Genomic DNA, 25210 nt, shown 5'->3' with positions numbered 1-25210 from the left:
AGCCGATAAAGTACCATAATAAGAAATATCGAAAGCGACAGTAACCTTCAGTCGCCTTGAATCAAAAAGGAGTTCTTCATGTCTAATCGGACCGCTACCATCGGGTTGATTGCCCTTTTCATTATGTTCGCTGCGGTGCTGGCTGCCTTCTACGCCTCCGCCTTCCGGGCGCGCGAGCTTGCCCATTCCTTGGTCGGGACGGAACCTTCCGGCCAGCCGGCATCAGCCGGGTACCGCATCACGCTCATTGCACAGGAAGCGGACAATCCATTCTGGCAAGAGGTCAAACGCGGAGCCGGGGATGCTGCGAAACAGCTGGGCATGACGCTTGAATATACCGGACCGGGCCGGATCGATGCCAGCGAGCAAGCCCGCCTGCTTGCCAAAGCAATAGCTGCCAAGAGCGATGCCGTCATTATTCAAGGGCTGAATGACACCGCCTACCGGGCTCTAATCGATGATGCCGTCAGCCGCGGCATCGGCGTCATCACCGTCGATGCCGACGAGCCGGACAGTCAGCGCGAGGCGTATGTCGGGACAGATAACCGCAAAGCCGGGCAGCAGATGGGGACGCTCATCGCGGAGGAAACAGGCGGAGCCGGCCAAGTCGGCGTGCTGATCGGCAGCAGTTCCATTAACCAGCAGCTGCGGCTCGCCGGTCTGCGCGACGTAACAGACCGCTATCCGCGCCTGCAGATCGTCGATATTCGTACGACGGGCAATTCAAGGCTCCGGGCTGTCGAACAGACGACCGATATGCTGAGCAGCCATCCTGGACTCGATGCGATTGTCGGCTTCAGTGCGCTTGACGGCCCTGGTATGGCGGAAGCCGTCAGACGGGCGGAGCAAACAAAACCGGAGACACCGGCAGACGCGAAGCACGGGAATACCCTTCGATCACCGGATATCGTGCTGTATGCCTTTGACGATTTGCCGGGAACCCGGGAAGCGATCGAACAATGTACGATTCGAGGCACGATCGTGCAGCAGCCTTATGAGATGGGATTTCAAGCCGTCCTGCAGCTGCAGCAGCATGGCTCTGCCGCAACCAGCGCCACAGAATCGCCATCGAAGACAGCCGAGCATTTCACCTCCGCATCGCTGGTGACAGCCCATACGCTCGGCTTGCCGGAATGCCCATGACGATACGCATGAAGCTGCTGCTGTTCATTCCGCTGCTCGTCATCATGGTCGGCTCGACGACGTTCTTCTTGTACCGGAGCGCCAATGTCGTGCAGCGAAGCTATGACGGCATGATGGAACGGCTGCTGCTCTACAAGCAAGCGGCCCAAACTGCCGATTCGCTGCTCCAGACGCTGTACAGCCATCTGGACAACCCGACTGAAGCGTCCGCCGAAGCGACGCGGTCGTTGGAGCGCCAGCTCGGCGGTCTTCGCGATTCGCTGCTCGCAAGCAACAGCGCCGCAGCCTCCATCGGATATACCGGCATGATGGAGACGCTTATCGAGCAGGAGCAGGCGGCGATGAACGCCTCCTCTACCTCCGATTCCCTTCGCTTATATGAGGAAGCGGAGACGACTGCTCTATTCATCCGCGAGGAAGGCAGCCGGCTGGTCGATACGGAGCTCGAAGCCGACCGGCCGGTCTTTCGCCGCATCCAACAAGAGAACGTTGCGCTGAGCCGGCTGGGCGCTGCCGTGTTCGTAACCGAGACACTGCTGGCCGCCGTCCTGGCGTTATGGATCTCGCGCAGCATTACTCGCCCGGTCGATGCGCTCGTCGAATCGGCCGGCCGGATTGCGAAGGGCGATCTGCAAGCGGAGCCGCCCGCGCTGGCCGGCCGCGACGAACTCGGTGCGATGGCCGAAGCCTTCCGCGGCATGCTGGGCGGGCTGCGTGAACGGGCGCGCCTCGAACAAGAGCAGAGCGAGCAACGCCAACTGCTGAATGAACTGGAGCTTCGCTCGCTGCAAAGCCAGATCCAGCCGCATTTTCTGTTCAATTCGCTCAATGCGCTCTCGAAGCTAGCGCTGCTCGAAGGAGCCGAGAGGACTAGCGATCTCATCGTCTCGATGTCGCAGCTTATTCGCTATAACTTAAGCCAGCTCGACCGGCCGGTATCCTTGCGCGAGGAGCTCGGCCACGTCGAGGCATATATGACCATTCAGCAAGCCCGCTTCCGCGACCGGATCGCATTCGAACGCGAGATCGACGAAAGCGCCCTGTCTGCCCCGCTCCCTCCGCTAACACTTCAGCCCCTCGTCGAGAACGCGTTCGTTCACGGTGTCGAGCAGATGGAGCAAGGCGCGGTCATCTCGCTTCAGATTAGACGCGATGCGGACGGAACGGTGCGGATCATCGTCGCCGACAACGGCAAAGGAATGCCGGAGCACGCGCGGCAAGCGCTGCTCAATCATTCGGCTGCCGACCATCCGGTCCGCATGGAGAATACGTCCAGTCGAATCGGCACTTCACCGCTGGCCGGAGCCGGACGGCGTACCGAATCGGCCGGACTTGGCACGCGCAACGTATTCCGCAGGCTTGAATTGTTCTACGGCGCGTCTGGATTAGTTGCAATCGAGAGCGTCTTGGGGCAAGGAACGCGCGTAACGCTGACACTGCCGTCTGAGCCTGCGGCACCAAGCCCGGGCTGAACCGGAGCGGAACGAATAGAAAGGAGGACAAGCCCGATGTACCGACTATTGATCGCCGATGACGAAGCACTGGAGCGCGAAGGGTTGGAATGGATCATCCGGCGTACGATGCCCGATACGTTCGAGCTGCTGTTCGCGGACAACGGACGCAAAGCGCTGGAGCTGGCGGAGGAGCTGCGGCCGCACATCATTTTTATGGATATCCATATGCCCGGCATTCAAGGCCTGGATGCGCTTCGCGAAATTCGTGCCCGGATGCCGGAGACGAAGCTGGTGCTCGTTACTGCCTACGACTATTTCGCTTATGCGCAGGAAGCCGTCGAGCTCGGCGTGAAACAGTATATCATCAAACCGGCGGGCCGCGAGCAGATCGCTGCTCTGCTGCAGCGGCTCGTTCAAGAGCTCGACGCAGAGAAACGGCAGCGCGGCGAGCGGCTTGCGCTGCTGAACCGAATGAATGAGCTGGAGCCGCTCATGCAGAACGAACTGGCACTCATGTTCATGGTCGACCAAGTGATCGGCACGGAAGCCGAGCAATTGGCCGCTTGGGTCGGTTTCCCTCTGGATGGCGGCTGTGCGGTTGTAGCCGCCTGGAGCGACCTGCCGGCGGACGAGCGCGAGCGCAGAACGCTGTATGAGGAAGTCCGCGCGTTCGCGAGATCGCAGGGCGGCTGCCTTGTCAGCTCAATTATCGACCGGCATATGGCGGTGTTTTTTCCGCAGCGAGTGCAGTCCGAACCGCAGCCCGGCCGTGTGAATGCTGAACGCGGATCCTCGGAAGCGCTGCTGTTCGCGCAGAGGCTGTCACGCTGGACGGAGGAGCGCCTGCGCCTGCCGGCTTCTATCGGCGTCGGCACCGTGAATCAAGGCGTCGAGGGCATGCGCCGCTCTTACGTGGAGGCGGTGTTCGCCTCCTCCTGCTGCGGCAGCGGCGGAGGGCTATGCCTGTTCGCCGAACTGCAAAGCGCCGGCGGGCCGCTGCCGGGCGGACAGCGGGAACAAGCCAGCGGCATCGGCGGCGAGGCCGACGCACGCAGCCGTATTGCCGGCAGCGCTGCGGATGAAGCAGCCAGCGCTTACGTGCTGTCGGCGCTTCGGCGCAGCCGCGAGCTGCGCGAGCAGCAGACGGTATCCGCGCTGGAACGTGCGAAGCGCTTCATCGAATCGCGGTTCAAGGAAGAACTGTCGCTCGAGGAAGTCGCCGAGTACGTACATCTGAACCCTTTTTACCTGAGCAAAGTGTTTAAGCAGTATGTCGGAGAGTCGTTCATCGATTACTTGACCCGATTAAGAATTAACGAGGCGAAGCAGATGATGGATGACGAGACGCTTAGCTTGAAAGAAATATGCTTCGAGGTTGGCTATAAAGATCCGAATTACTTCAGCCGGGTGTTCAAGAAAGTGACCGGACTGACGCCGTCGGATTATCGCACCGGAGCGGTGAAGCCATCGGATCCGCAGGCGTAAAGAGGATTATTTTGCGGTGCTGAAGCAAAATAGTGAGGGTGCAAGGAACGCCCGACCAATCGGATTGCCGGCATGCATGAAATGTGCGGGAAACGCGCAAAATTGTGCTGTCGATTGCTCCTTCGGCCCGCCATGCCGGGTGCTATAATGAGTGACGCCGCCACCTGAGCCTATTCTTACGGGCGGTTCATTCGTTATTCGGAAGGAGCATCCAACTTGGCTATTACAATGCCTATACAACAAGATAAAGGCGTAAACGACGCGAACGCGAATCATGCGGTGAACATGAAATTCGTTACGCTGATGTCCATTATCGCCGCACTCGGCGGCTTGCTGTTCGGATTCGATACGGCAGTCGTATCGGGCGCCGTCGGCTTTATGCAGGAGCGGTTTTCTTTGAACGAGGTTCAGGTTGGCTGGGCCGTATCAAGCCTTATTATTGGCTGCATTGTCGGAGCAGGCGCTTCGGGCATTCTGAGCGACAGACTCGGCCGCAAAAAAGTGCTGATCGCCGCCGCTCTCCTCTTCATTATCGGCTCGATCGGTTCCGCTTTGCCGGACACGTTCAGCACGTACATCATCTGGCGGATGATCGGCGGACTCGGAATTGGCATCACTTCGACGCTGTGCCCGCTGTATAATGCGGAAATCGCACCGGCGCGCTACCGCGGCCGTCTCGTCGCCTTCAACCAACTCGCTACCGTAACGGGTATCTTCCTGACGTACTTCGTCAACAGCGGCTTCGCATCGTTCGGCGACGACGCTTGGGATGTATCGACGGCTTGGCGCTGGATGCTCGGCATCGGCGCTGTTCCCGGCGCATTGTTCATGATTCTGTTGTTCCTCGTACCCGAGAGCCCGCGCTGGCTCATCAAGCAAGGTCGGGCAGCCGAAGCACTGGACATTCTGGTCAAAGTGCACGGCGAGGAAGGCGCACGCCAAGAAGTAATCGATATTAAGCAATCGTTCCAAGAAGAAACGCGCGGCTCGCTGCGCCAACTGTTCAAGCCCGGCCTTCGCACCGCCCTCATTATCGGGGTCGTCATCGCCGTGCTGCAGCAGGTTACCGGCATTAACGCCGTTCTGTACTATGCGCCGGAAATTTTGAAAGAAACCGGCGCCGGCACGAACGCCGCGCTGCTTCAGACGATACTCGTCGGCGCGATCAACGTCGCCTTCACGATTCTGGCCATCTGGCTCATCGACAAAGTCGGCCGCAAAGCGCTGCTGCTTACCGGCTCGGCATTAATGACGCTCTGCCTGCTGTTCATCGGCTTCGCCTTCCATACCGATACGTCGGGACCGATCGTGCTCATTCTGCTGCTCGTGTATGTAGCTGCGTTCGCCATCTCGCTCGGACCTGTCGTCTGGGTTCTGCTGGCGGAGATTTTCCCGAACCACATTCGCGGCCGGGCTATAGCCATCGCTTCGATGGCGCTGTGGGCAGCCGACTACATCGTCTCTCAGACGTTCCCGCCCATGCTGAAATCGGCTGGACCGGCACCAACGTTCTGGATTTACGCCGTCATGGGACTCATCACCGTCATCTTCACGTGGCGTGTCATACCAGAGACGAAAGGCAAGTCGCTGGAGCAGATCGAGAGCATGTGGACCTCTTCGAATAAAGGTTAATGGGTTTAAAATTTAAAGCCGCCAATCTCTTGGGAGACTGGCGGCTTTTATGATGTCGATTGTGGCTAGTTGTTCATCGCTATACAGATTTCAGTCCGGATTCGCCGCACTTATAGTGCTTGATCGCAGCCTGAACCATTCTATCAAACATGAATCTGCCAGGGTCGCCCTTCTTCATTGAATCGATGTTGTTTAATGGAAATCCTTTCTTTCCAGTAATTTCATATTCATTTGTTGTTTTATCCAATCGAAGTCCTACCCCTGAGTAATATGCATTTCCACCTTTAAGAACAAACCAAAATCCCACAGACATTTCATATTCATAGAAGTCCACCATGTAAACATCGGAATCCAAATATAATTTCCCATCCGAACCTGCAGTAAAATCTTCGCACATCGCCGTCACTTTGTTCTCGACTGTCTTTATCATTCGATCTTTCTCCGGCGATGTTCCAAAATGGGGATCACGCACCGGCTGAACTTGGAGTGATATCGTATCGATTACTTCATAATCGCCTTCCGGCCCTGATTCTTCTACCGGATTTGCATGACCCGTACAGTACACTTCTCCACCTAATCGATCAAATTTGAACAACAAATCTTTCCAGATGTCTACATTTGATTGCGCGTATACTTTGTGACCGCCGGACGGGTCCGTATATAATCTCACTTCAACTGAAACCTGCTGCCCGACATAGGGTTCAGAGCCCGCTGGTCTAGGGATTTCTTCCTCTGGATTATTCCACATGATATAGTTGATGCATTCATCAATCGCGCTCTCGATATTCGCAATTGTGTAACCAACTGGCAATCGTTCGTCAGGACTAGTATTGCTACGGTTATCGTTAGCTCCACAAGAGCTAACAAGCAGAACGATGCCCACCATGAGAATGTTCAATACAATCTTATGTTTCATGTTACTGCTCCCCCTGTTCCAGAGAAATAAAGCATTTCTACGAAAGCACCACAACAGGGAGCAATAAGCCCCCTGTTGCGTTATTCCTTTATTTTAGATCAAAGAAAATATTATGTGTATTTCTTTCTTCGAATGAATCAAGCTTGTCTTGTGTTTTAATAGCATTAAGGGTTGCTGGGTTCTGGTATACATCGGTATTAGAATATACGACGACGATATTTTTAATTCCAGTCCATGATCCCACGTATGCTTCCAATCCGGATGTTCCATCCCGGCTGACGCCGGGAGTCAGAAAGTAATTTAATCCATAAAAATATAGCTGGCCGGATATACCGGTAGGTTTCGTTATCAAGCTGCTAAGATCGGTTGCATTGGATGTTGATAACAGCACACATGCATTCCACACAGCATTCTCCCAAAGGATATTACTGCTATTGTCAGAGTTTTTCTTCTTCGGCACTCTTGCATCATCCGTATCCGTTGCGCCACCTGTCATCGGCGCAAACTGTCCAGAAGCAGTCGCGATCGCTCTATAGGTACTCCCGAATGTACCTTTATTTTTCCGATTTATCAGTACCCACGATACCGCGTTCTGATCTGAACTGTTGAACGTATTCTCACCATAAATTAATCTAGCTAACAGCTCCACATCAGATAAACCGCTATACCAAGAAGAACTATGGGTATTAATTGGTGTGCCGAAACTAGCAGTGCCCAACAAAGCATTCTTCCAATTCGTGATTGAAACAACAAGCTCTTGCGAAACATAAGCGGAAACGTCACCCGATGCGTTCTGGGACATAAATTTCTCGAAAGTCGAAATAGCGTCTAGATTATCCGTTCCGCCAACATATACGTTGTTCACGGAATCATAGTATCTAAACCCATCATAATACCACTGCGTCTCCGTATCGAAAATATACGAGTGCAGCCGGACCATATTCTTCGTCCCGATAAAAGAGCTGTCGCTGCTCATATCAACCCATTCGCCCGAAGGATTCTGACCGAGAACGGAGCTAACTATACCATTATTATCATAAAAATATTGGGCTAGCACCGTGTTATCCGGATTCGTGATCGCAGTGACGTTAAAACTTGCGTCCTTCACGTATAAATAGGATACGCCATTAAGAGTAAATCCTGAAATCTGATTCGTGAGATCATATTGATACGTCCAAACATCTTTGCCTCTCGTTTCAGCAATAAGATTGAAGTCATTATCGTATGTGTATGAAACTTTATTATTGCCCGATTTTTTCGAGGTCCTCCTGCTCTTATCGTCGTAAGTATAGGTATAAACAGACTTGTCGATTACAACACTAGTGAGCACCTTTCCTGCCGGCTTACTATCCCATGTAAGCTTATACCCCTGCTGAGTCGTAATACTCGTCGTCTCAATCTTGCTTGCAAGTACGTTGGCAGGTGAAATATTCATTGCGGATATAGATATAGCAGAAGCAACAAGTAAAGAAACGATTTTTTTGAGTTTCATCTAAACGAATAGCCTCCTTATTTTTAATTTGCTGAAGATCAATTACACTCTATTAGAACGATCCCCTCCTTCATATGAACCTAGCAAGCACATCAAAGGCTCTTCACCCTCTATGAATCATGAGTAAACAGAATAAAAACTGAGTCACTTGAAGTATAAATACAAACGATCAGCACCAATACCAGCCGGCCGGTCGAAGTCTTCTGGCATTAGTTCTTCCTATTTCTATCACAATTCATGTCCCCGCTATTTCGTCAAGATTGATTCAAAGATTTGAACCTCTCTTGCCTTATTTAGCATACAACCCATAAGATGGTAAATAATATATTTCTTTAGTCTTATTTTAACTATTGGTACAATATCCATTTTATTCATTACAACTGATGCTATCGTACGCCAGTCTGGGACCGTTACAATCATGAAGCCTGCGGACAGAATCCATGCAGGGCATAAAAAAAAGCCCCCCTAAAGGGTGCTTATGCGCTGCGTATGCACGAACGGACGTCGAGCGATCCACACTCAACGCCGGTAAGCCTCCACCTTCATCAACGCTTCGCGAATGGCTTCGAATTCGCCATACAGCACCGGGTTCGTGTACGCTTCCCAGTATGCACGGTCGCCTGTGGCGATCGCTTCCCGCAGCCGAGTCGCGCTAATCGGAATGTCGATGCGCGGAACGACCAGATGGTCGATGCCAGCGATTGCCTCCCCGGGAAACCAATGCCCGCGCTCCTCGTCATCGCCTGCGATCATCAGGTCCAGCGCGGGAAACCCCTGCTCTTCCCCGTAACCTTTTGCCGCCTGAAGCAAGTATCTTCCCCAGTCATGGCTATGGTCGCCTTCGTGCGAGTAGTCGCGCAGCGGCGCAATCTCGATGCGGTCGCCGTAGACGAGGCGCAGCAGCCGCATCCGGAACTGGGCGTCGAACGGATTGCGCTCCGTTCCTTGCAACTGCGCGGAGCCGACGAGCACCAGCACCCGGTCGCATGCCGCGAGCGCCGCATTGATCATATGCTCGTGTCCGATATGAAGCGGCTGGAATCTGCCCAGAATAAACCCGAACCGGTATGGCTTCGTACCATCCATGCCTCCCGTGCCGATCGTACCGTCCATGCTCTCCATGCCGTTCATGCCGTTCATGCCGTTCATACCATTCACGCCGCCATCTTTATTCGCGCCTTCGTTTCTCCCCGTCCGGTCCGCCATAGACAACCTCTCCCTTATTTCAAATATTGTTCCGCGATCAACGCGATTTTGCGTTCGATCGCAGCCGACAGCTCAATCGTCTGCTGCGCCGTATTCTGCACGCGCATCCGCTCCCGCACTCCGTTCCAGAACGCCGGGCCAGCATCCAGCCTGTGCGGCGCGCCTGTTCCGTCATGCTTATAGACCGTCTCGTACAACCCTTCGCGCTCCGTCTCGCCTTCCGCCTCGGCCATCATGACGCCAGCGGCAACCACAAGCTTAACGCGGCCGGGAATGCTCCGCTTCAGCGGCGTCATCGAAAATTTCATCCGATCCTTGCCATTGCTGTAAGCTGTCTTCATCGCCAAGCCATACGTGTCGCGGTCGATATGATTATAGAAGCCCGATCCGACGCCGTAAGCGACGAACGGAAGCGGCACGCCCCATTGCTCCAGCTGCGCGTCATAACGCTTCACTTGTTCGAAGCTCATGCCTTCGCCGATAATAACGCCGACGGTGTCGAGCAATCCATGCGCACGCGCCGCCTCATAGATGTCTGCCGCCTGCCGCAGAACATCGCCGCTGTCCGGCCGCATGACGATACGAATGCCGCGCTCTCTCGCATGCTGGCCAATCGTCGGCAAATACTGCTGGATCACCCGGTCCGCATCATAAGTATCGATGACTAGAGCGACAATCCGCTCGCCGGCCGCGGCCGTTTCGTCGATCGCCCGAATGAAGCATGCCAACTCGTCGTCGAATTGCTGCGTGACTTTGTGCGCGAGCGCTGCAATGCTCCCGATGACCGCCTGCGGAGTATGCTTCGTCGTGTGAAAATCGTCCGTTCCCTGCAGCGATAAATTCCAAGCCGTGCCCGCCCAGTAAGCATCCTCCAAGCTCCGGTGCCCCCGGAAGCCGAAGCTGTGAATGCGCCACAGAAACGAATCGTCATACCCGTGCTCCGCCTGTTTGCGCTCCAGGTACCTCCGCATATGGAACGCCTCCGTCGCGCATCCGCTTGGGAAGTAAGCATGCATGAAGACCGCTTCCCACCACGTGACGAGCTCCCCGAACCCTTCTGCCGTATTATAAACTTGGGCAAAAGGCGTTCCCGCCGGGCACCATGTGCCTTCCGGCACCGATTCGACTGCAATCGGCGCGTAGCCGCCGCATTCGTCCACCACCCGGCGGAACAGCTCCGAAGGAAACCGTAGTCCCTGCATCGCAGCGCCCTGTTCCGCCTCCGCGATATGCTCCTCCGTAATACGGATCGCCAGCAGGCCAGTTACGATTTCGCGGAAGCCGTACAAAATCATCCCTTCCCTGCGATTATACAAATGGCTGACTTCCCAATCCATATTGATTTTTAAGCGCGCGTGCGAAAGATTGTAGCTGTCCGTCAGCAGCAGCGGGTTCGTGCGAATCATGTTCAACATCATGTTACCCTCCATAAATTTCATGTTTAATGTCGTATTGACTATATAGAATTCCGTTAAAAATTCCGATGCTCAAAAGAGTCCGGAATTATAAATTGAAATACGCGGTTCATAATCGGTATAAAGATAAAGCTGCGCCGGGCGGTTCGAATTGCGGTCCGTCGTCTTCGGCGAGCCCGATGAATCGACCGCCTCGCGGATCAAGCCTTGCCGCGTCTTCGTCGTCATGAGATTGCGCTTGAAGTTCGCCAGGTCTTCCTCGAATGACGGCACGACCGTCTGGATAACCTGATACAGCTCGCGGATCGTGAATTCGGTCGGCAGGAACTGCTTCGCAAGCGCCGTTGTCATCATTTTGGATCGGATGTAATCGAGTGCGTCCTGCAGCAAGGCGCCATGGTCGAAGGCAAGCGTAAGCTCCAGTGCCTCCTCGACAAGGAACAATCGGGCTTCGTCCGCGTCGGTGTCGGCGGACAACCGCTGCAGATGCTCCTCTTTCACGAGCGCGCAGTACAGCACCGACGGCATCCATCCCCGCGGATCGCGGCCCGGATAGTAAACCGTCTTGATCTGTTCGATCATCACGTCGGAATCGACGTTCGTCTCTTCCTTCAGTTCGCGGTAAGCCGCTTCCAGCAGCGTCTCGTTCTCTCCGGAGAATCCGCCCGGCAACGCCCAGCAGCCTGGGTACGCTTCAGACGAAGCGCTTCGGCGGACGAGCAGCACCTCGAGCTTGCGGTCGGCCAGCATTTTATAATTGCCCGGCTTGGCGTGAGACGTTATCGTAAATATGGCGATATCGACCGGCAGTCCGTCCGGCGTCCGATATTTGCTTGTCATCTCAGCACCTCCTTCATGTTTCCAGTATATGCTCTTCTTTTTAGATTGTCAATATGACTATTTAAAATTCTTTCTCTTCTTTGGATGCCCCTATCCTAGTGCCGCAATCGATCCCTGTCAATAGACGCACAAGAATTAACGCCCTGCTGAATCGCGCACGAATCGGTACAACAGCGCAACTTTTGCTATCGTGTATAGCTGTCCGTTTCATTACAATAGCGGTGATAGAATTGCAACTGCAGCCCTCATCTTCAGATTCTCGAAAGGTGGCCCCAAGCTATGCATGAAACGTTCATGTCGGACGTTAGACGATCAGGCTATATTCACCGCCCGCTGCCGCTCTATGACGAACACTCGCTTGAGCGCGAGCAGCGGCAGCATGCCGTTATCGAATCGGTTATATTGCTCGGCAGCCATACGGATACATCGGATTGGTCGCACCGGGGCGTCGGAGAGCTGCAATTGTCAGCGGCAGCGCAGGGGCAGACCGGCTTTTCGGTACCGAATAAAATAATGGAGTCCGGCTCCGTTCCCTCCGATGACCTGGATGCTCCTCTACTGCTGCATTCGCCAACGTCGATGGCTGCTTGGCCGGAAGGAGCTCCGGAGGACGGCGATTACACGAACTTCGGCAACGCGTGGATGGTGCTGAAGCTCCCCCGCGCCGACTGGACAGGCTATAACCGGATTACGCTGGAGCTGCGGCCTGACTTTCCGGGCGTGCCGAATGCTTATGTGCGTATCAAGTTCCGCAACGAAGGCGCCATTCCGGTCCCGGATCTGTACGACCGGGAAGGCTATCACGGCATGAACCTGCGCAGCGGCGAATGGAATTCCGTACAGTTGAACATGGAGGAATTGCCGCGGGATGCCGTGACAGAAATCGCAATCGGCTATATGCTCAACGGCAAAGACCGGGCGACCGGCGACGAGATGGCGCTGCGCGTCCGAAGCATCAAGCTCGAGCGGGCCGCCGAAAAGCTCGTCTCCAAAGGCTGGACCCCTGCCGAGAGAGAGATTATCTATTCTCATAGCGGCTACCTTCCTCACGGTGCCAAAATCGCCTTCGCCTCGGCCGATGCTTGGACGGCCGCCAGCTTTCAACTGATCCGCTGCGACGATGAGGCGGCCGTCTTCACTGCGGAGGTTCGCCCAGCCGGAACGGCGCTGGGGCAGTACGCGCTGCTCGACTTCAGCAGCTTCACGCAGGAAGGCCGCTACTACTTGCGTGCCGAAGAAGCCGCTACCGGGAGCTTCGAGATCGGCGATGCCGCGCAAGTGTGGCAGCCGTCGGTATGGAAGGCTTTGAATTTTATTTTTGGTGAACGGTGCGGTTATCCGGTTCCAGGCGTTCATGGCAGCTGCCATGCGGACATCGTGGCCAAGCATAACGGACTGCTCCTATCGTACAACGGCGGATGGCATGATGCCGGCGACGTCTCGCAGCAGACGATTCAGTCGGCGGAAGTGACGATGGCGCTGTTCGAAATGGCCGAGCAAGCCCGCCGCCATGACGAGGACTTATATTGGCGGCTGCTGGAGGAAGGCGAATGGGGACTCGACTTCCTGCTGAAGACACGCTTCGGCGATGGTTACCGTGCGACGAGTGCCGGCATGACCCGTTGGACCGACGGGCGCATTGGCGGCATGGACGATGCGGCGGCCCGGGTTCATAACCAGGCTTACGAGAACTTCTATTGCGCGGGCATCGCGGCTTACATCCACCTGCGGCTGCCGAACGCCGCCCTTGCGGCGAGGCTGCTGCAGGCCGCGCAGGAAGATTTTCAATATGCGCTGGACGAATTCGCCATGCACGGCTTCAACCAGAAGCCGATCATGTGGGAGCATACCTACATGACATCCGAGAGCTTGTACATGGCGACTGCCTCTTGGGCATCCTCGATGCTATACCGGGTGACAGGCGGCGAGCATTATGCGAGGCATGCTGCGGAATTCATCGCTTACGTGCTCGGCTCTCAAGAGCTCGCCGGTGTTCCGCTCGCGGACGGAACGGCTGTGGCCGGTTTCTTTTACCGAAGCACGAATCGGCAGGTTGTCCAGCATTTCAACCATCAGTCGCGGGAGCATCTGTATATGGAGGCCTTCGCGGCTATTGTGGAAACCCAGCCGGATCATCCCGATGCGGACGATTGGGCTGATTCGATTGAAGCCTACGGCCGATATGTGAAGTGGCTGTCCCGCTACACCGCCCCGTATCCCATGCTAGCAAGCGGCGTGTACCGGGAAGATGAATATGCCGATGAGCACAGCTTCAACCTGCAGCACTTGCTTATCGACGAGCATGCGCGCGAGGATTACGGCCGTCAACTGCAGGAAGGCGTTCGTCTGAACGACTCGCTGTATTTGCGCCGGTTCCCGGTCTGGTTCTCGTTCCGGGGCAACAACGCGGTCGTCCTGTCTGCAGGCAAAGCGGCCGCTATCGCTGGTGCCTATATGAAGGACACGGAGCTGATCGACATTGCCGCTGGGCAGCTTGCGTGGATCGTCGGCAGCAATCCGTTCGGCCAATCGCTTATGCGCGGCGAGGGCTACCGGTACGCCCAGCAGTATGCGGTGCTCAGCGGGGAGCTGACCGGCGAAATCCCCGTCGGCATCCAGACGTTCGGCAATGAAGACGAGCCGTATTGGCCGCAATTCAACAACGCAACGTACAAGGAAGTATGGACGGGCAATGCCGGTAAGTGGCTCTCGCTTGTCGCGAGCCTGTACGCGATGGACGCGATCGCAGAGACCGGCGCGGAGGAATCGATAGATCGCTGATGGCGGTTATACTGCCTCCCGCTCCTTGCAATTTGTGCAACGAAGAGGCCTTTGCTGCACCTTGAGGGTTGGTTTCGTTGCATTCTGTACAATTGGAATCTGGAAAAATGGGGAATAATGCGACAAATGAGGTCTTTTGTACTGAAATGAATTGTACCTTATGCAACGAAGCTCCTCCATGACGAACACCGGATTGTTTTCATTGCACAGAATACAATCAAGCAGCCTGCAACATGTATGCACCCGCAATCATGGATACAAAAAAGCGCTGTTTCTCAGCCCGTCAGGACTGTGAAACAGCGCTTTAATCGTTATTGAAGCCAACCCGCTTACTGGTTTACGAGCATCTCCATCATCAGCGCGAGCACTTTGGCCGTTTCGGCGCGCGTCGCCGGCGCTTGCGGAGCGAACAAGACTCCCTTGCCTCCTGCAGCCGGCCGGCCAGAGGCGAGGCCCGCTTGCTGCGCAGCCGCGACCGCATCCGCCGCATAACCCGAAATGCTGGCGGCATCCGCGAATACGACCGGCTCCGCCGTGCGAGGCAGTTCAAGTCCGAATTGCTCCGCGAACCGGACAAGCATCGTGACGAGCTGCTCGCGCGTGATTTCGGATGCAGGGCTAAATTGGTCCGCACCCGTGCCGCCCGCGATGCCAAGGTCCGATGCCCACTCAATCGCTTGCGCATCGTACAGGTTCACATCTACGTCAGCGTAACGCGACTCTGTGTAGGCGCCCGGCTGCACGCCTGCAATCCGGGACAGCATGACGACCAGATCGCCGCGCGTCACGTTCGATGCCGGCGCGACGCGTCCGCCGCCGACTCCGCCGATTACATTGCGAGCGGCAAGATACGTGATCGCATCCGAAGCAAAGCTTCCCTGCGTATCCTGGAACGACGCCGCATGGTAACCTGCTGCAAAGCCCGTCAACAAGCTGTCGGTCACGACCTGCAGCTCGTTATTTTCCAGGTCATAACTGCCCCTGACGACCAGTTCTGCCGTACCGTTCGCTTTTACTGCGTATGGAACGATGGCATTCGGATTCTCGCCTGGTGCCGGAGCGTAAGGCAGACGGATACGTACGCCGCCCTCCAGACGAACGAGCTCTTGTCCGCCAGCCCGCACTTGGAAGTGAACGACCTGCCTTCCTTGCAGCACGCCCGTGCCGTCCAGGTTCGTCACTTGGATACTAATATCTCCTTGTCCCGAAGCTGCCTTAGCCAACAGCTTGCTCCAAGCCTTCGCTCCGATAACAATCGAGCCGCCGTTCGTCTGAAGCGTTACTTCATCCAGCTTCGCTTCAGCCAGACGGGCAACCGCTTCCTTCGACAGTCTGACCGTGCCGCTGCCCGTAATATCGATATGCAGCTCCAAGCGCCGTTCGTTGCCCGAAGCTTGTCCGATCGCCGCAATCGCCTTCCCGGCAAGCTCCTCCGATACGGCGGATTCCCCGCCCATCAGCGTCAGAGAGATTGAAGCGTAAGCAACACCATTATCGGTTCCTGAAGACACAGAGTCTCCGGCTGTTCCCTTCGTGTCTTCCGGCTTGCTGCCCTGCTCTGCCGATCCGCCTGTGCTGCCCGTCGGTCCAGTGCTTGTACCCGGGGACGATTGCGATTGCACCGTCACCGTGCTGGACGCCATGCCGTAACGATCGGCCGTAACCGCCGAGATGACAGCCGTACCGGAAGCATGCGGCGTCACCGCGCCGTGCTCGTTGACCGATGCAACGGACGGATTCGACGAAGACCAAGTGACAGCAGCAGCCGTGCCGTCCGCCGCTGTTGCCGTTGCTTGAAGCTGCCCCGTTGCTCCGCCTGACGTCAGCGCCATCGTGCTATGGTCTAGCATCACTTGCGAGACGTTCAATTGATATACGGCAACCGTGCCGCCTACTTCGAAGGCGACAAGCAGCAGCGGCTTGCCGGTCGGACTGATCGAAGCCGGAATATACTCGATGCCTTCCGGTCCTGTCTCGGTGTTCAAGTTATCCTTCGGCGCGAAGACGCGCGAGTTCGTATAGTTCACGAATTGCGCATGTGCCGGATCCGTCACGTCATACATCATGACGCCGCCGACCCGTTCCAACCCGACGAATGCAAGCGTGCGGGCGCCGACTTGTCCGATTTTGACATCTTCGGGCTCAGGGCCTTTCTTGCTGCTCCGGTCGTCCTTGGCTGTCTTCGCGTGGCTGGCATTAAAACTGTTCGGCAGACGCTCTGCCGTAATGCGTTCAAAGTCGCTGCCGCTGTCGTACGACTGTTCCATCGTATCCGCGCGCCAGATCGACATCGAACGGCCGCCGTACATGTAGATGCCGTCGTTGCCGAGGCCGCTCATCACTTCGACACCGTCGTAGGCCGTCTTTCCGTTCAAAAATTGGGCTGCTGCCGAATTCGGATCGAGTCCGCCTTTAAGCGCACTGATCTTCGTGACGTTCGTACGTCCCGGCCATTCCGTCGCATCGCCTTCATTCGCGGTCACGAGGTAGGTCGCGCCGTCATTCGCTGTATAGGACGCAATGCCGTCCGGCATATATAAGCCGTAGAACGGAACATTTTCCAACTTAATGTTGCCGTCCTTCACCAGGTCGAGCGCATTGCGCGGCACATTGTAATCTTTAAGCCCGAGCCCTTTAACGGACGTAAATTTCTTAGCCGTCAGGTCGAGCGCCGCGACCGCGTTATTTTCCTGAAGGGTGACGTAAGCCGTCTTCGCATCCGCCGAAAGCGTAATATACTCCGGCTCCAGATCGTACAGCGCATCCGCCTTCGTACCCTTCGACGTAATCTGGCCTGTCGCCGGATCCGATGCACCGCGAATATTGACCCGGTCATCGATGATCGCCGGATCATTGAACTCAGCGTTCACCGTCGTTCCCGTCGCCGTATCGAGAATCGTGACGCTGCCCTTCGGATCCGCGCCTGCGCGAGGCTCCCCTTCGTTCGCCGTCAAGACGTAGCGGCCGTCCGGCGTCGATTTGATCATGTCAGGCTGCACGCCTGCCGTATAGATAGCCTTAAGATTGCCATCGTAATCGAGTTCCAGAATACGTCCGGCTTTCATCGGATCTTTCTCTTGCACCGATACATAGACACGTTTATTCGCTGTATTGATGTCCACGCTCGTCAAGTCGCCATATTGAAAACCGTCCGTCTCAACAAGCGTCTGAACTTGAACAGCCGTATCCAAAGTCATCGTCCCGCTGGTGAGGCTGACGATTTCCAAAGTCGGCGGATTCGCCGAGCCGTTCACGAGATAAAATTTTCCGTTGTCTTTGTTGAATTTGACGATTTCGGCGACGCCGCCATCTTCATCCGTGACGCCGACCGAGTAGTGGCCGATCTTCGTTACGGTGAACTGATCCACGTAAGCGCTAGGATTCGTATTCAGCGTCAACGTCCGCGAAGCCGTCTGCGGCTGAGGGGTGTAAACGGCACTTGTCACTGTCTGAGGCGAATACACCGAATCGGTTACCGTTACGGTGACATTCGACGACCCGGCCGCAAGCGGCGTACCGGCGATAATGCCGGTCAACGGGTCGATGCCTAGACCTTGAGGCAGCCCGCTGGCTGCATAAGAATACGGCTTCGTGCCGCCGCTGGACTCAACAGCCGCGGAGTACGGAACGCCTGCCGTCGCATACGGCAGTGTCGCGGTCTTAACGGCAAGCGGCTCTACGGTAATTCCCCAAGGTCCAGCAGCGCCGTTGCGCGGGCCTACCTCTGCAAGGTGGGTCGCCCCATTACTATAATCGACCTGATAGAAATTCAACTTATTATTATCCGTATCGATTATATTATTGCTGTTGTCCACGTTGCGGCGAAGCGCCATCTTCTTGGACGTGCCCCCGTATTCGACTTTGCCGCTCGGATATTCCGACTCATAACCGTCGATTGTGCTGCCGTTATCGTTGCTGCCTGTGCCGACCATGTCGACATAGCCTGCCGCTTTCGTCCCAGCCGCATCTATATTGAACGGATTGATGGCGGTCAACTTCGTCGTATTGCTAACGAGCGCGACTTTCATCCCTTTATTGTTCATGTAACGGTCCCACGATTGATCCGCTTTGCCGTTCAAATCTAACCTGGCGCTGCTGCCTGTTGCCTTCCCGAGAATCAAAAAACTCGAGTGAGCTTTGATCGTGCCAGTCAAATTAAGCGATTCCCAATCGTTCGTCGGCCCGGTCTGCGCATCCGTACCCCGATCCGCATATTGCAGCGACCAACCCGTTAGATTGACGTCAACGTCAAGCGGATTGTACAATTCGATAAAGCCATGCGTCGAAAATGCCTCGGCCGTATCTTTCAGACCGGCGCCATATACTTGGTTAATCATAATATGCGGCACTTTATTGTCGTAACTGCCGTCCGCCTTATACGGCGTGCCTGGCAGCACGCCAGTCGACGAGCTCGCAGCCGCAACCGCCTGCTGTCCCCCGATCGCCGGAATCGTCTGCAGCAGTGCTGCTGATAAAGCCAACGTCAAGCCGAGCTTTCGTCTCCGTTGTGTAAACATGGATTCAGTACCCTCCCGTGTTATGTATCATGCCTTCCTCATTCCTCGAGGCGAAGCATAGCACGTCCATGTAAACGGAAAATGTTCGTTGCATGGTGATTTTGTAAACAATAATGACAATACTTAGACCAAGCCATCACATTCCCGAAGGAGATCCATCATGATACAAGTCAAAGAATTTATCGATACCGATTCGCTCTATGCGGCAAAATCAGCCAACGAGTTTCTATCCGAACTGCGCGAGGATCAAGTGGTGAACGTCTGCTACAGCTCCATCATGAAGCCGACGCTCTCAGGGTCGTCCACACAGCGGAGCACGATTCTCGTCATATTCAGAACAGACAAACGGGAGTAATGCAGAAGCGCCTTAGCCGCCTTATCTCAATCTAACAAAATCTAACAAAGCAAAAAAGCGTCCCTCAAGGACGCTTTTTTGCTTTGCTCACACCCACCAATTGGATGCCTATCTTTGTGCCGCGTGGCTGTGCACGGCCGATTGGCGGAGAACCGTCGGCAGCATCAGCATAGCACCGACGAAGAACAGCACGCCGCTGATGGCGAACACGGAGAATAATGAAGTCGCATGCTTGAGAACACCGCCTACCGACATGCCAATCACCATCATCCCCATGAAAATCGGAGTCACCGTACCGCCGACCCGTCCGATATATGCAGGTTCCGTATTCCGCAGAATGAGCGTCTGAATGCCAATGTGGATGCAAGGATAGAACAAGCCGGTCATAGCCTGCAGCACGAGGGTAAGCGTGACGCTCGTCGACCATCCGACGGCCACCGTCCCGGCCGCGCTGACCAGAAGGCCGAGCGTAAGCAGCGCCTGCGGCTTCACTTTCTGCGCGAAAGTCATAATTACAGCGCCGCCGACCATCATTGCAGCACCATTCGCGATGATAACCCATTGCAGAAAGCTGCTGTCCTTGCCCAGATTTTCGACCGCGACGAATACGGACAGCGGCTGAATGAGTCCGGCCGCGAGTCCAGCTGCCGTAAAGGCAATGGCAAGCGTCCTCAGCAACGGATTCCGTCCCACGTAACGCAGCCCGTCTTTCATTTCGTCAAGCAAGCTTCCTCTGCCTGCACTTTCCTTCGATGGATCCGACTCCCGTTCGTCGCTCGGCAGCAACGAAAGCACGATTGCCGAGCCGAGCAGCAAACCTCCCATTACGGCAAGCGATATTTCAAGTCCGAACTTGTCATACACGAATGCGCCGACTGCCGGCCCAATCACGAGAAAGATAGAAATTACCGTCTGGTACATCGCCATTACGCTCTGCAGCTTCTCCTCTTGAACATGCTGCTTGAACAGCTTCATCGCCGAAGGCTGCGAGAATTGCGATAGCATAGCGGAGATAAAAGTCGCTGCGAACAGCGCCTGCCAAGAACCTAGCGCAACGACGATCAGCACCGCTCCAGCCGATAAGGCCGACAACAGACTGCTCCATACCATCGTCCGCTTCGGACGCCAGCGGTCAGCGAATGCGCCGCCTATGAACGAAAACAGAAAAATCGGCGCGAACTCTGCGACGGATATGAGCGACACATAAAGCGGATCGTTGTCTGTCTTCGCCGTAACGAATAATAAGATGGCAAAATTGCGTACCCATATGCCGAGCTGAAGCAAAATGCTGGACAGCATAATGGTCCGGACAAACTTATTTTGTAACATGGGTTCAACCCCTCCTGCACGGTTTCATCATTTCATCGATCTCCTCAGCCCCGGTTGCCAGCCGCGAAGTCCCAGAGTCGATAGACGCAATTATATAGACGCTATTAGTTTTTGTCTATATTAATATAGACGTTTTATTTTATAATCTATTTTTTTGCCATTGTCCGTGTCCGCCACCTGTCGGTTCTGCCGCAACATTTTTAGCCTTAGCGCAACATCTTGTTACACAATTTCGTCAGGTTAGGGAACAATACCCATATAACTGTGAAGAGCTTTGAAAGGGCTGAGAATCGAATGAAATGGATTTATGCCGCACTTATAGCCATTGTTTTGACGGCTTGCTCTGCCAATGCATCCACTTATTCCGGGGAATATCCGGCTGCCCACCGCTATTTGGAGGATAAAGGATACGAGGTATTGTCCTACGAGGGGCATGTCGCCAGTTACCAGTTAACCCGCCGCATGCTTGTCGAGCCGCCCTATATGCTCGCTTGGGGGTTGCAGCCCGTCAACGTCGACGATTACATTGGCGCACAGATCGAGGTCGACAAATATGTCGTCCGCCATCATCCGCTGCAAGACGATTCTGTCGACGTCTATGTGTATCAGTCAGAAGGCCGCCCGTTCGGCGGAATCTCCTTCCCTCATAACAATTCCTCGGCTGGCGGAGGCTGGTCCATTGACGGATTAACGCTGGAGCAGCTGCAGCCGCTGCCTTACCCGGATTGGAGCGCGGCGTGGCTGGCGAAATATAAAAATTAGCTATTGGATGCAAGAGCGGCTTGCATCCTCATTCTGCATTTCACTGGAGTGTGTTCATCGATGAAATGGATTCCCGCAGCTCATAGCCGCTGGTGGTTAACCGCGACGCCGGTGGCTGCTTTAATCGTCAGCGCGGTGCTGTTGTTTATACAATTCGGCCTGTTCGGCCAAACGTTCACGGTGATGTATGCCCTTCGTCTGCTGCTCATCGCAGTCATACTGTCCGCCGTTGCCGGCGGTACCGGTTGGCTCGGCGCGCGGTTCATCAGCCTAGGTACAGCCGTCGGAATGGTGATCGGATTCGTCTGGTTGGCGGCGGCATCGACCGATAACACGGGCTGGGAGGACCTCATCGGTTTCATCGGCTTCTTATTGGCCGCAACGCTCGGCTTTGCCGCCGGCATCGCCGCCGAGCTGACCGCCGCTATAATTCGGTGGCTGAAGCAGCGCCATCGCGGACTTTAAACACACCACTTTGTGTCGTTAACAAACCCGGTGGGCACTCCAACTGGTCCTTAACGTACCCATTTGTGTCGTTAACGACTCGGTGCACGCTCCATCCGGCCGTTAACGTACCAATTTGTGTCGTTAACAACCCGGTCAGCACTCCAACTGGTCTTTAACGTACCACTTTGTGTCGTTAACGACGCGGTGCACGCTCCATCCGGCCCTTAACGTACCTATTTGTGTCGTTAACGACGCGGTGCACGCTCCATCCGGCCCTTAACGTACCAATTTGTGTCGTTAACTACGCGGTGGGCACTCCAACTGGTCCTTAACGTACCAATTTGTGTCGTTAACTACGCGGTGGGCGCTGTTGCATCACTTTTGTGTCATACCAACAAAAAAAGCCGGCGCCCTTAGGCGCCGACTCCGGCATACATCATCGCTGCAGCATCATGCTGCGGCATACTTACCCTTTCCAAGCGGCATAGGCCGCTTTCAGCTTCAACATCTGTCTCTCCTTGTTCGCCGAGAGTGTCCGGCAGTACGAGCTCCCGTTTCGCCGGTCGAATGCTTCCGCAAGCCGGTCAACCTCCTGCTCCACCCATTCCAGCGTGACGGAATCCGGAGAAGCCAGCTTCTTGCGCCGATTGCCCGATTGCCATTGAAGCAAAAACAAACGCACGGATACGAAATAGTGAAACCGCATCCATGGCATCCTGCACGCAAGACCGTCCGCAATCGTCTGCTCGAACAGCTTCACCGCCTTGGACATATCGGCAATCGTATAGTATTCCAGTATCGAACCGAATTCCGTCAAATAGCCCGCCCCGTCAAGTGATCGCATCGCTTTCTTCGCCGTTTCCTTCGCTTGCGCGAACTGCCCGAGCTTGAGCAGCGGCTCCATCATGTTGACGTATGTCGTCTGCGGCACAGATCGGCACCGGACTTTGCCTTCGAGTATCGGCTTCAGCATCCGCATGCCTCGCTTGTTCTGGTTCAAGTCGAAGTAGTAGCGTCCATATGAATCTTGCTCGCAGGCCGAGCAGTCCGAGAAATGGTCTCGCTTCGCCGCTTTCCACTCTTTATAGTACCGCTGCGCTTCATCGAGCTCGCCCCTGGCCAGATTGTAATGGACAAGCTGCTGATAATACGGTCTGAGGCTATAGCCATATTTCAAACAGCGATCATGGAAATCGGCAAAAATCCGCTCGATCTCGCTCTTCCCGATTTGCGGCAGCTGCCACACCCGGGCAAGAACCCATTTGTAATGCCACATAATCATGTGCGCGGAATGCTCGCCCGGCTTACGGTCGAACTCGGCGAGACACCAAGAGAACGAGATAAGCAGCCGCTCAGGATAGCTCGATTCGACCGCCATATTGGAATAGCTCATCCTTGCCTCATAAGCGTCTTCCCGGGTCAGATGCTCATCCGCCACCCGGATCGCTTCTTCCATTAAGGCCAGCTTCTGCTTTCCTTTCGGAAGCTCCCACACTTGATCACGAAGCCCGTCGAACCGACTCCTCATGCTCCCCCTCCGTCTGCGCTGCCAAGCCCCCGCTCCATGAACACGAGCAGAGAGTGGTTCATCAGCCGCAGCTCCTCCTGGCTCATCGGATAGTTGCCCATTAACAGCGCCTGCGTATAAAAGAGTTCGATGCACGTTCTGCGCAACTCGCCGTCTTCGGCTTCCATCGCCTTCTGGACAAGCGGATTGTTGTAATTGAAGCAGAGGCGCGCATACGGCACATCATACAGCTCATCGCTTATCGCCCGCACGACGTCCGCGAACAGTTCGTTTCCTTCGGTTTTCGTCTTCTCAGCCATCTTCAAAAAATTAATTTCGTCATTCGTGTTATAAAGCACCGGAACCTCAGCCGGCTCGAACCAGCGAATCGAGCTCTCGCACTGAAACGGCTTCAGCACCTTATTAGCCATCGCAAGCAGCGGCGCCGCCTGCAGCGCATCGATCGGCCTCAGCGGTCTGAACCGGCTCGAGAAGTCGAGCACGTCCAACACGTCTACTTCAATGTCGTCCCAAATATCGGTCAGCTTGCGGATAAGCTCGAAGTCGTGAACGTAGCCGCCGTTCAGCACTATCATGTTCTGCGCTTTGGCGACGCGCGCGATCTGGCGGAACTCATCCAGCGTCGCTGTAACGTACAGCCGCGTATCGCGAGCGCCTTCCTGCTCGCTGAATGCCAACGTTTGAATAATTTCGCGCATTTCCATCCGTCCGGACACCGTCTCGAAGCTGAGATACGGCATGAACAGCCGGTAGATTTCTTCGTCTTCGATCGCGAGCGTCTTGATGGACGCGTAGTGGATGCGAATAATCATGGCGAACAGATCCGGATCAGTCTCCGACAAGTCGATGAGATGCCGCTTAATACTTTCGCCAAGCTCGTGCTGCACCGCATAGAACAAGTCATTCTCCTGGAATGACTCCCGCGAAGCGGTCGGCTTCAGGCCGTTAACGTTCACAATCGCATTAACGAAGAACGCCCACGAAGGCAGTATCCGGTTATTTTTCTCCGAAATCATCATCTGCTTCATATAAACCCGGTGCCGCTTCTCTTCCTGCAGACTTACCGCGTAAGGCAATAGGTACGCAACACCTTCCGCCTCCCCAATCGAGGAACGAAGCGGAATAACATCAAGCGGCTTGTTGTAATACTCCCGCTCGCCATACGTCAACGCTTCTTCGCGGCTCATTCGCCAAGGCGGAAGAGTATCGTTGATCCTTATCGGACCCCATTGGCTATCGAGTACGATTGGCGTATCCAAGAATGAACCGTACCGTCTTAGAAGCTCTTCCATTTGGTCGTGTTCAAAATAATGCTCGTAATCTTCCTTCGCCCGGATATAGATGGATGTGCCTACCGGAATGCTCGCCGCCAGCTCGCGGATCGAATATGTCCCGTCCGGACGTCCGCGCCACTCCAGCGCAGGTGCGCCTTCGTTCGACGACCTTGTCACCAGCACGATCTCGTCGCACACGATGAAACAAGACAGCAGTCCGACGCCGAATTGCCCGATAAAATCGTCGCCTGCGTCCATCTCTTCTTTCTTCGACGTGCTGCCGATGCGCGATAAGAAATCGCGGATTTCCAGCTCCGTTAACCCGCAGCCATTATCATGAAATGCCGCCGTATGAGCGGCGTGCAGCTCTACCGTTACTTGCGGCTCAAAATGTTGTCCGCGCTTCTTCCTTGCCGTAATGGCGTCCACCGCATTTTGCAGTAATTCTCTGATGAACACCGAATTGTCGGAATACAGATGATTCGACAGCAGATCAATCATGCCGTTCAGATTGACTTGAAAATTCATTGCGTTCATTCGATTCAGCGTCCCCTGTCTTGTGAATTCGTTGCGGTGTGTCAGATGTGTCACGGCTACTTTATCTATTCGAAATTAGTATCCGGTTTCCTGTCTG

The 25210-nt window shown here is 55.2% G+C and carries 17 protein-coding genes; 8 read left to right on the top strand and 9 right to left on the bottom strand.

Features of this window, described 5'->3' with window-relative positions; translation table 11 throughout:
- Positions 1-78: 78 nt before the first annotated feature.
- The 4 genes from PKO01S_RS18100 to PKO01S_RS18085 all read left to right on the top strand — a co-directional run bounded on the left by PKO01S_RS18100 (position 79) and on the right by PKO01S_RS18085 (position 5714).
- Complete coding sequence (locus PKO01S_RS18100; protein ID WP_127532844.1) at positions 79-1143, top strand: substrate-binding domain-containing protein; 1065 nt, start codon at positions 79-81, stop codon at positions 1141-1143.
- The gene (locus PKO01S_RS18095; RefSeq protein WP_127532843.1) at positions 1140-2615 is read left to right on the top strand and encodes a sensor histidine kinase; all 1476 of its coding nucleotides are present in this window, start codon (positions 1140-1142) and stop codon (positions 2613-2615) included. Before PKO01S_RS18100 ends, PKO01S_RS18095 begins: the two co-directional genes overlap by 4 nt.
- 36 nt (positions 2616-2651) lie before the next feature.
- Positions 2652-4082 carry a helix-turn-helix domain-containing protein gene (locus tag PKO01S_RS18090; protein WP_127532842.1) on the top strand — a complete coding sequence of 477 codons (1431 nt, stop codon included), beginning with the start codon at positions 2652-2654 and terminating at the stop codon, positions 4080-4082.
- Positions 4083-4310: 228 nt separating this feature from the next.
- Positions 4311-5714: a sugar porter family MFS transporter gene (locus PKO01S_RS18085; RefSeq protein ID WP_127532861.1), complete on the top strand. Its 1404-nt coding sequence runs from the start codon at positions 4311-4313 to the stop codon at positions 5712-5714.
- Positions 5715-5793: 79 nt separating this feature from the next.
- On the opposite strand, the gene PKO01S_RS18080 is transcribed toward PKO01S_RS18085, so the two are convergent.
- From PKO01S_RS18080 to PKO01S_RS18060, 5 genes are all read right to left on the bottom strand, one after another.
- The gene (locus PKO01S_RS18080) at positions 5794-6630 is read right to left on the bottom strand and encodes a hypothetical protein (protein ID WP_127532841.1); all 837 of its coding nucleotides are present in this window, start codon (positions 6628-6630) and stop codon (positions 5794-5796) included.
- An 88-nt stretch (positions 6631-6718) separates the two neighbouring features.
- Positions 6719-8122, bottom strand: a complete 1404-nt coding sequence (locus tag PKO01S_RS18075) for a cell wall hydrolase (protein WP_127532840.1) — start codon at positions 8120-8122, stop codon at positions 6719-6721.
- 519 nt (positions 8123-8641) lie between these two features.
- Positions 8642-9328, bottom strand: a complete 687-nt coding sequence (locus PKO01S_RS18070; protein WP_127532839.1) for an adenylyltransferase/cytidyltransferase family protein — start codon at positions 9326-9328, stop codon at positions 8642-8644.
- 14 nt (positions 9329-9342) lie between these two features.
- On the bottom strand, positions 9343-10746 hold the full coding sequence (locus PKO01S_RS18065) for a nicotinate phosphoribosyltransferase (RefSeq protein WP_246070625.1): 1404 nt from the start codon (positions 10744-10746) through the stop codon (positions 9343-9345).
- A gap of 69 nt (positions 10747-10815) precedes the next feature.
- Complete coding sequence (locus PKO01S_RS18060; protein ID WP_127532838.1) at positions 10816-11583, bottom strand: NUDIX domain-containing protein; 768 nt, start codon at positions 11581-11583, stop codon at positions 10816-10818.
- 279 nt (positions 11584-11862) lie between these two features.
- Here PKO01S_RS18060 and PKO01S_RS18055 point away from each other — a divergent pair, with 279 nt between their 5' ends.
- On the top strand, positions 11863-14364 hold the full coding sequence (locus PKO01S_RS18055) for a glycoside hydrolase family 9 protein (RefSeq protein ID WP_127532837.1): 2502 nt from the start codon (positions 11863-11865) through the stop codon (positions 14362-14364).
- A 329-nt stretch (positions 14365-14693) separates the two neighbouring features.
- Here the strand turns inward: PKO01S_RS18055 and PKO01S_RS18050 are convergent, their stop codons facing one another.
- Positions 14694-18881 (bottom strand): choice-of-anchor I family protein, encoded by a 4188-nt coding sequence (locus PKO01S_RS18050; protein WP_127532836.1) that lies wholly within the window; start codon positions 18879-18881, stop codon positions 14694-14696.
- 160 nt (positions 18882-19041) lie between these two features.
- Here PKO01S_RS18050 and PKO01S_RS18045 point away from each other — a divergent pair, with 160 nt between their 5' ends.
- Positions 19042-19236, top strand: a complete 195-nt coding sequence (locus tag PKO01S_RS18045; RefSeq protein ID WP_127532835.1) for a hypothetical protein — start codon at positions 19042-19044, stop codon at positions 19234-19236.
- 108 nt (positions 19237-19344) lie between these two features.
- Here the strand turns inward: PKO01S_RS18045 and PKO01S_RS18040 are convergent, their stop codons facing one another.
- Positions 19345-20565, bottom strand: coding sequence for an MFS transporter (locus PKO01S_RS18040; protein WP_127532834.1), 1221 nt, complete (start codon positions 20563-20565; stop codon positions 19345-19347).
- A 294-nt stretch (positions 20566-20859) separates the two neighbouring features.
- Here PKO01S_RS18040 and PKO01S_RS18035 point away from each other — a divergent pair, with 294 nt between their 5' ends.
- Both PKO01S_RS18035 and PKO01S_RS18030 read left to right on the top strand, forming a co-directional pair.
- A complete protein-coding gene (locus PKO01S_RS18035) occupies positions 20860-21327 on the top strand; it encodes a hypothetical protein (RefSeq protein WP_127532833.1) in 468 nt (155 codons plus the stop codon).
- A 60-nt stretch (positions 21328-21387) separates the two neighbouring features.
- Positions 21388-21792: a hypothetical protein gene (locus tag PKO01S_RS18030; protein WP_127532832.1), complete on the top strand. Its 405-nt coding sequence runs from the start codon at positions 21388-21390 to the stop codon at positions 21790-21792.
- 448 nt (positions 21793-22240) lie between these two features.
- Here the strand turns inward: PKO01S_RS18030 and PKO01S_RS18025 are convergent, their stop codons facing one another.
- Both PKO01S_RS18025 and PKO01S_RS18020 read right to left on the bottom strand, forming a co-directional pair.
- Positions 22241-23302: a hypothetical protein gene (locus PKO01S_RS18025; RefSeq protein WP_127532831.1), complete on the bottom strand. Its 1062-nt coding sequence runs from the start codon at positions 23300-23302 to the stop codon at positions 22241-22243.
- Positions 23299-25113: an HSP90 family protein gene (locus PKO01S_RS18020; protein WP_246070624.1), complete on the bottom strand. Its 1815-nt coding sequence runs from the start codon at positions 25111-25113 to the stop codon at positions 23299-23301. The genes PKO01S_RS18025 and PKO01S_RS18020 overlap by 4 nt, the downstream gene beginning before the upstream one ends.
- Between the last annotated feature and the right edge of the window lie 97 nt (positions 25114-25210).

Origin of the sequence: Paenibacillus kobensis NBRC 15729, assembly GCF_004000825.1 — a bacterium.
GTDB classification, from domain to species: Bacteria; Bacillota; Bacilli; order Paenibacillales; family Paenibacillaceae; genus Paenibacillus_T; species Paenibacillus_T kobensis.
Note: the sequence above shows the minus strand (reverse complement) of the source record. Positions and strands in the feature narration are given on the sequence as shown.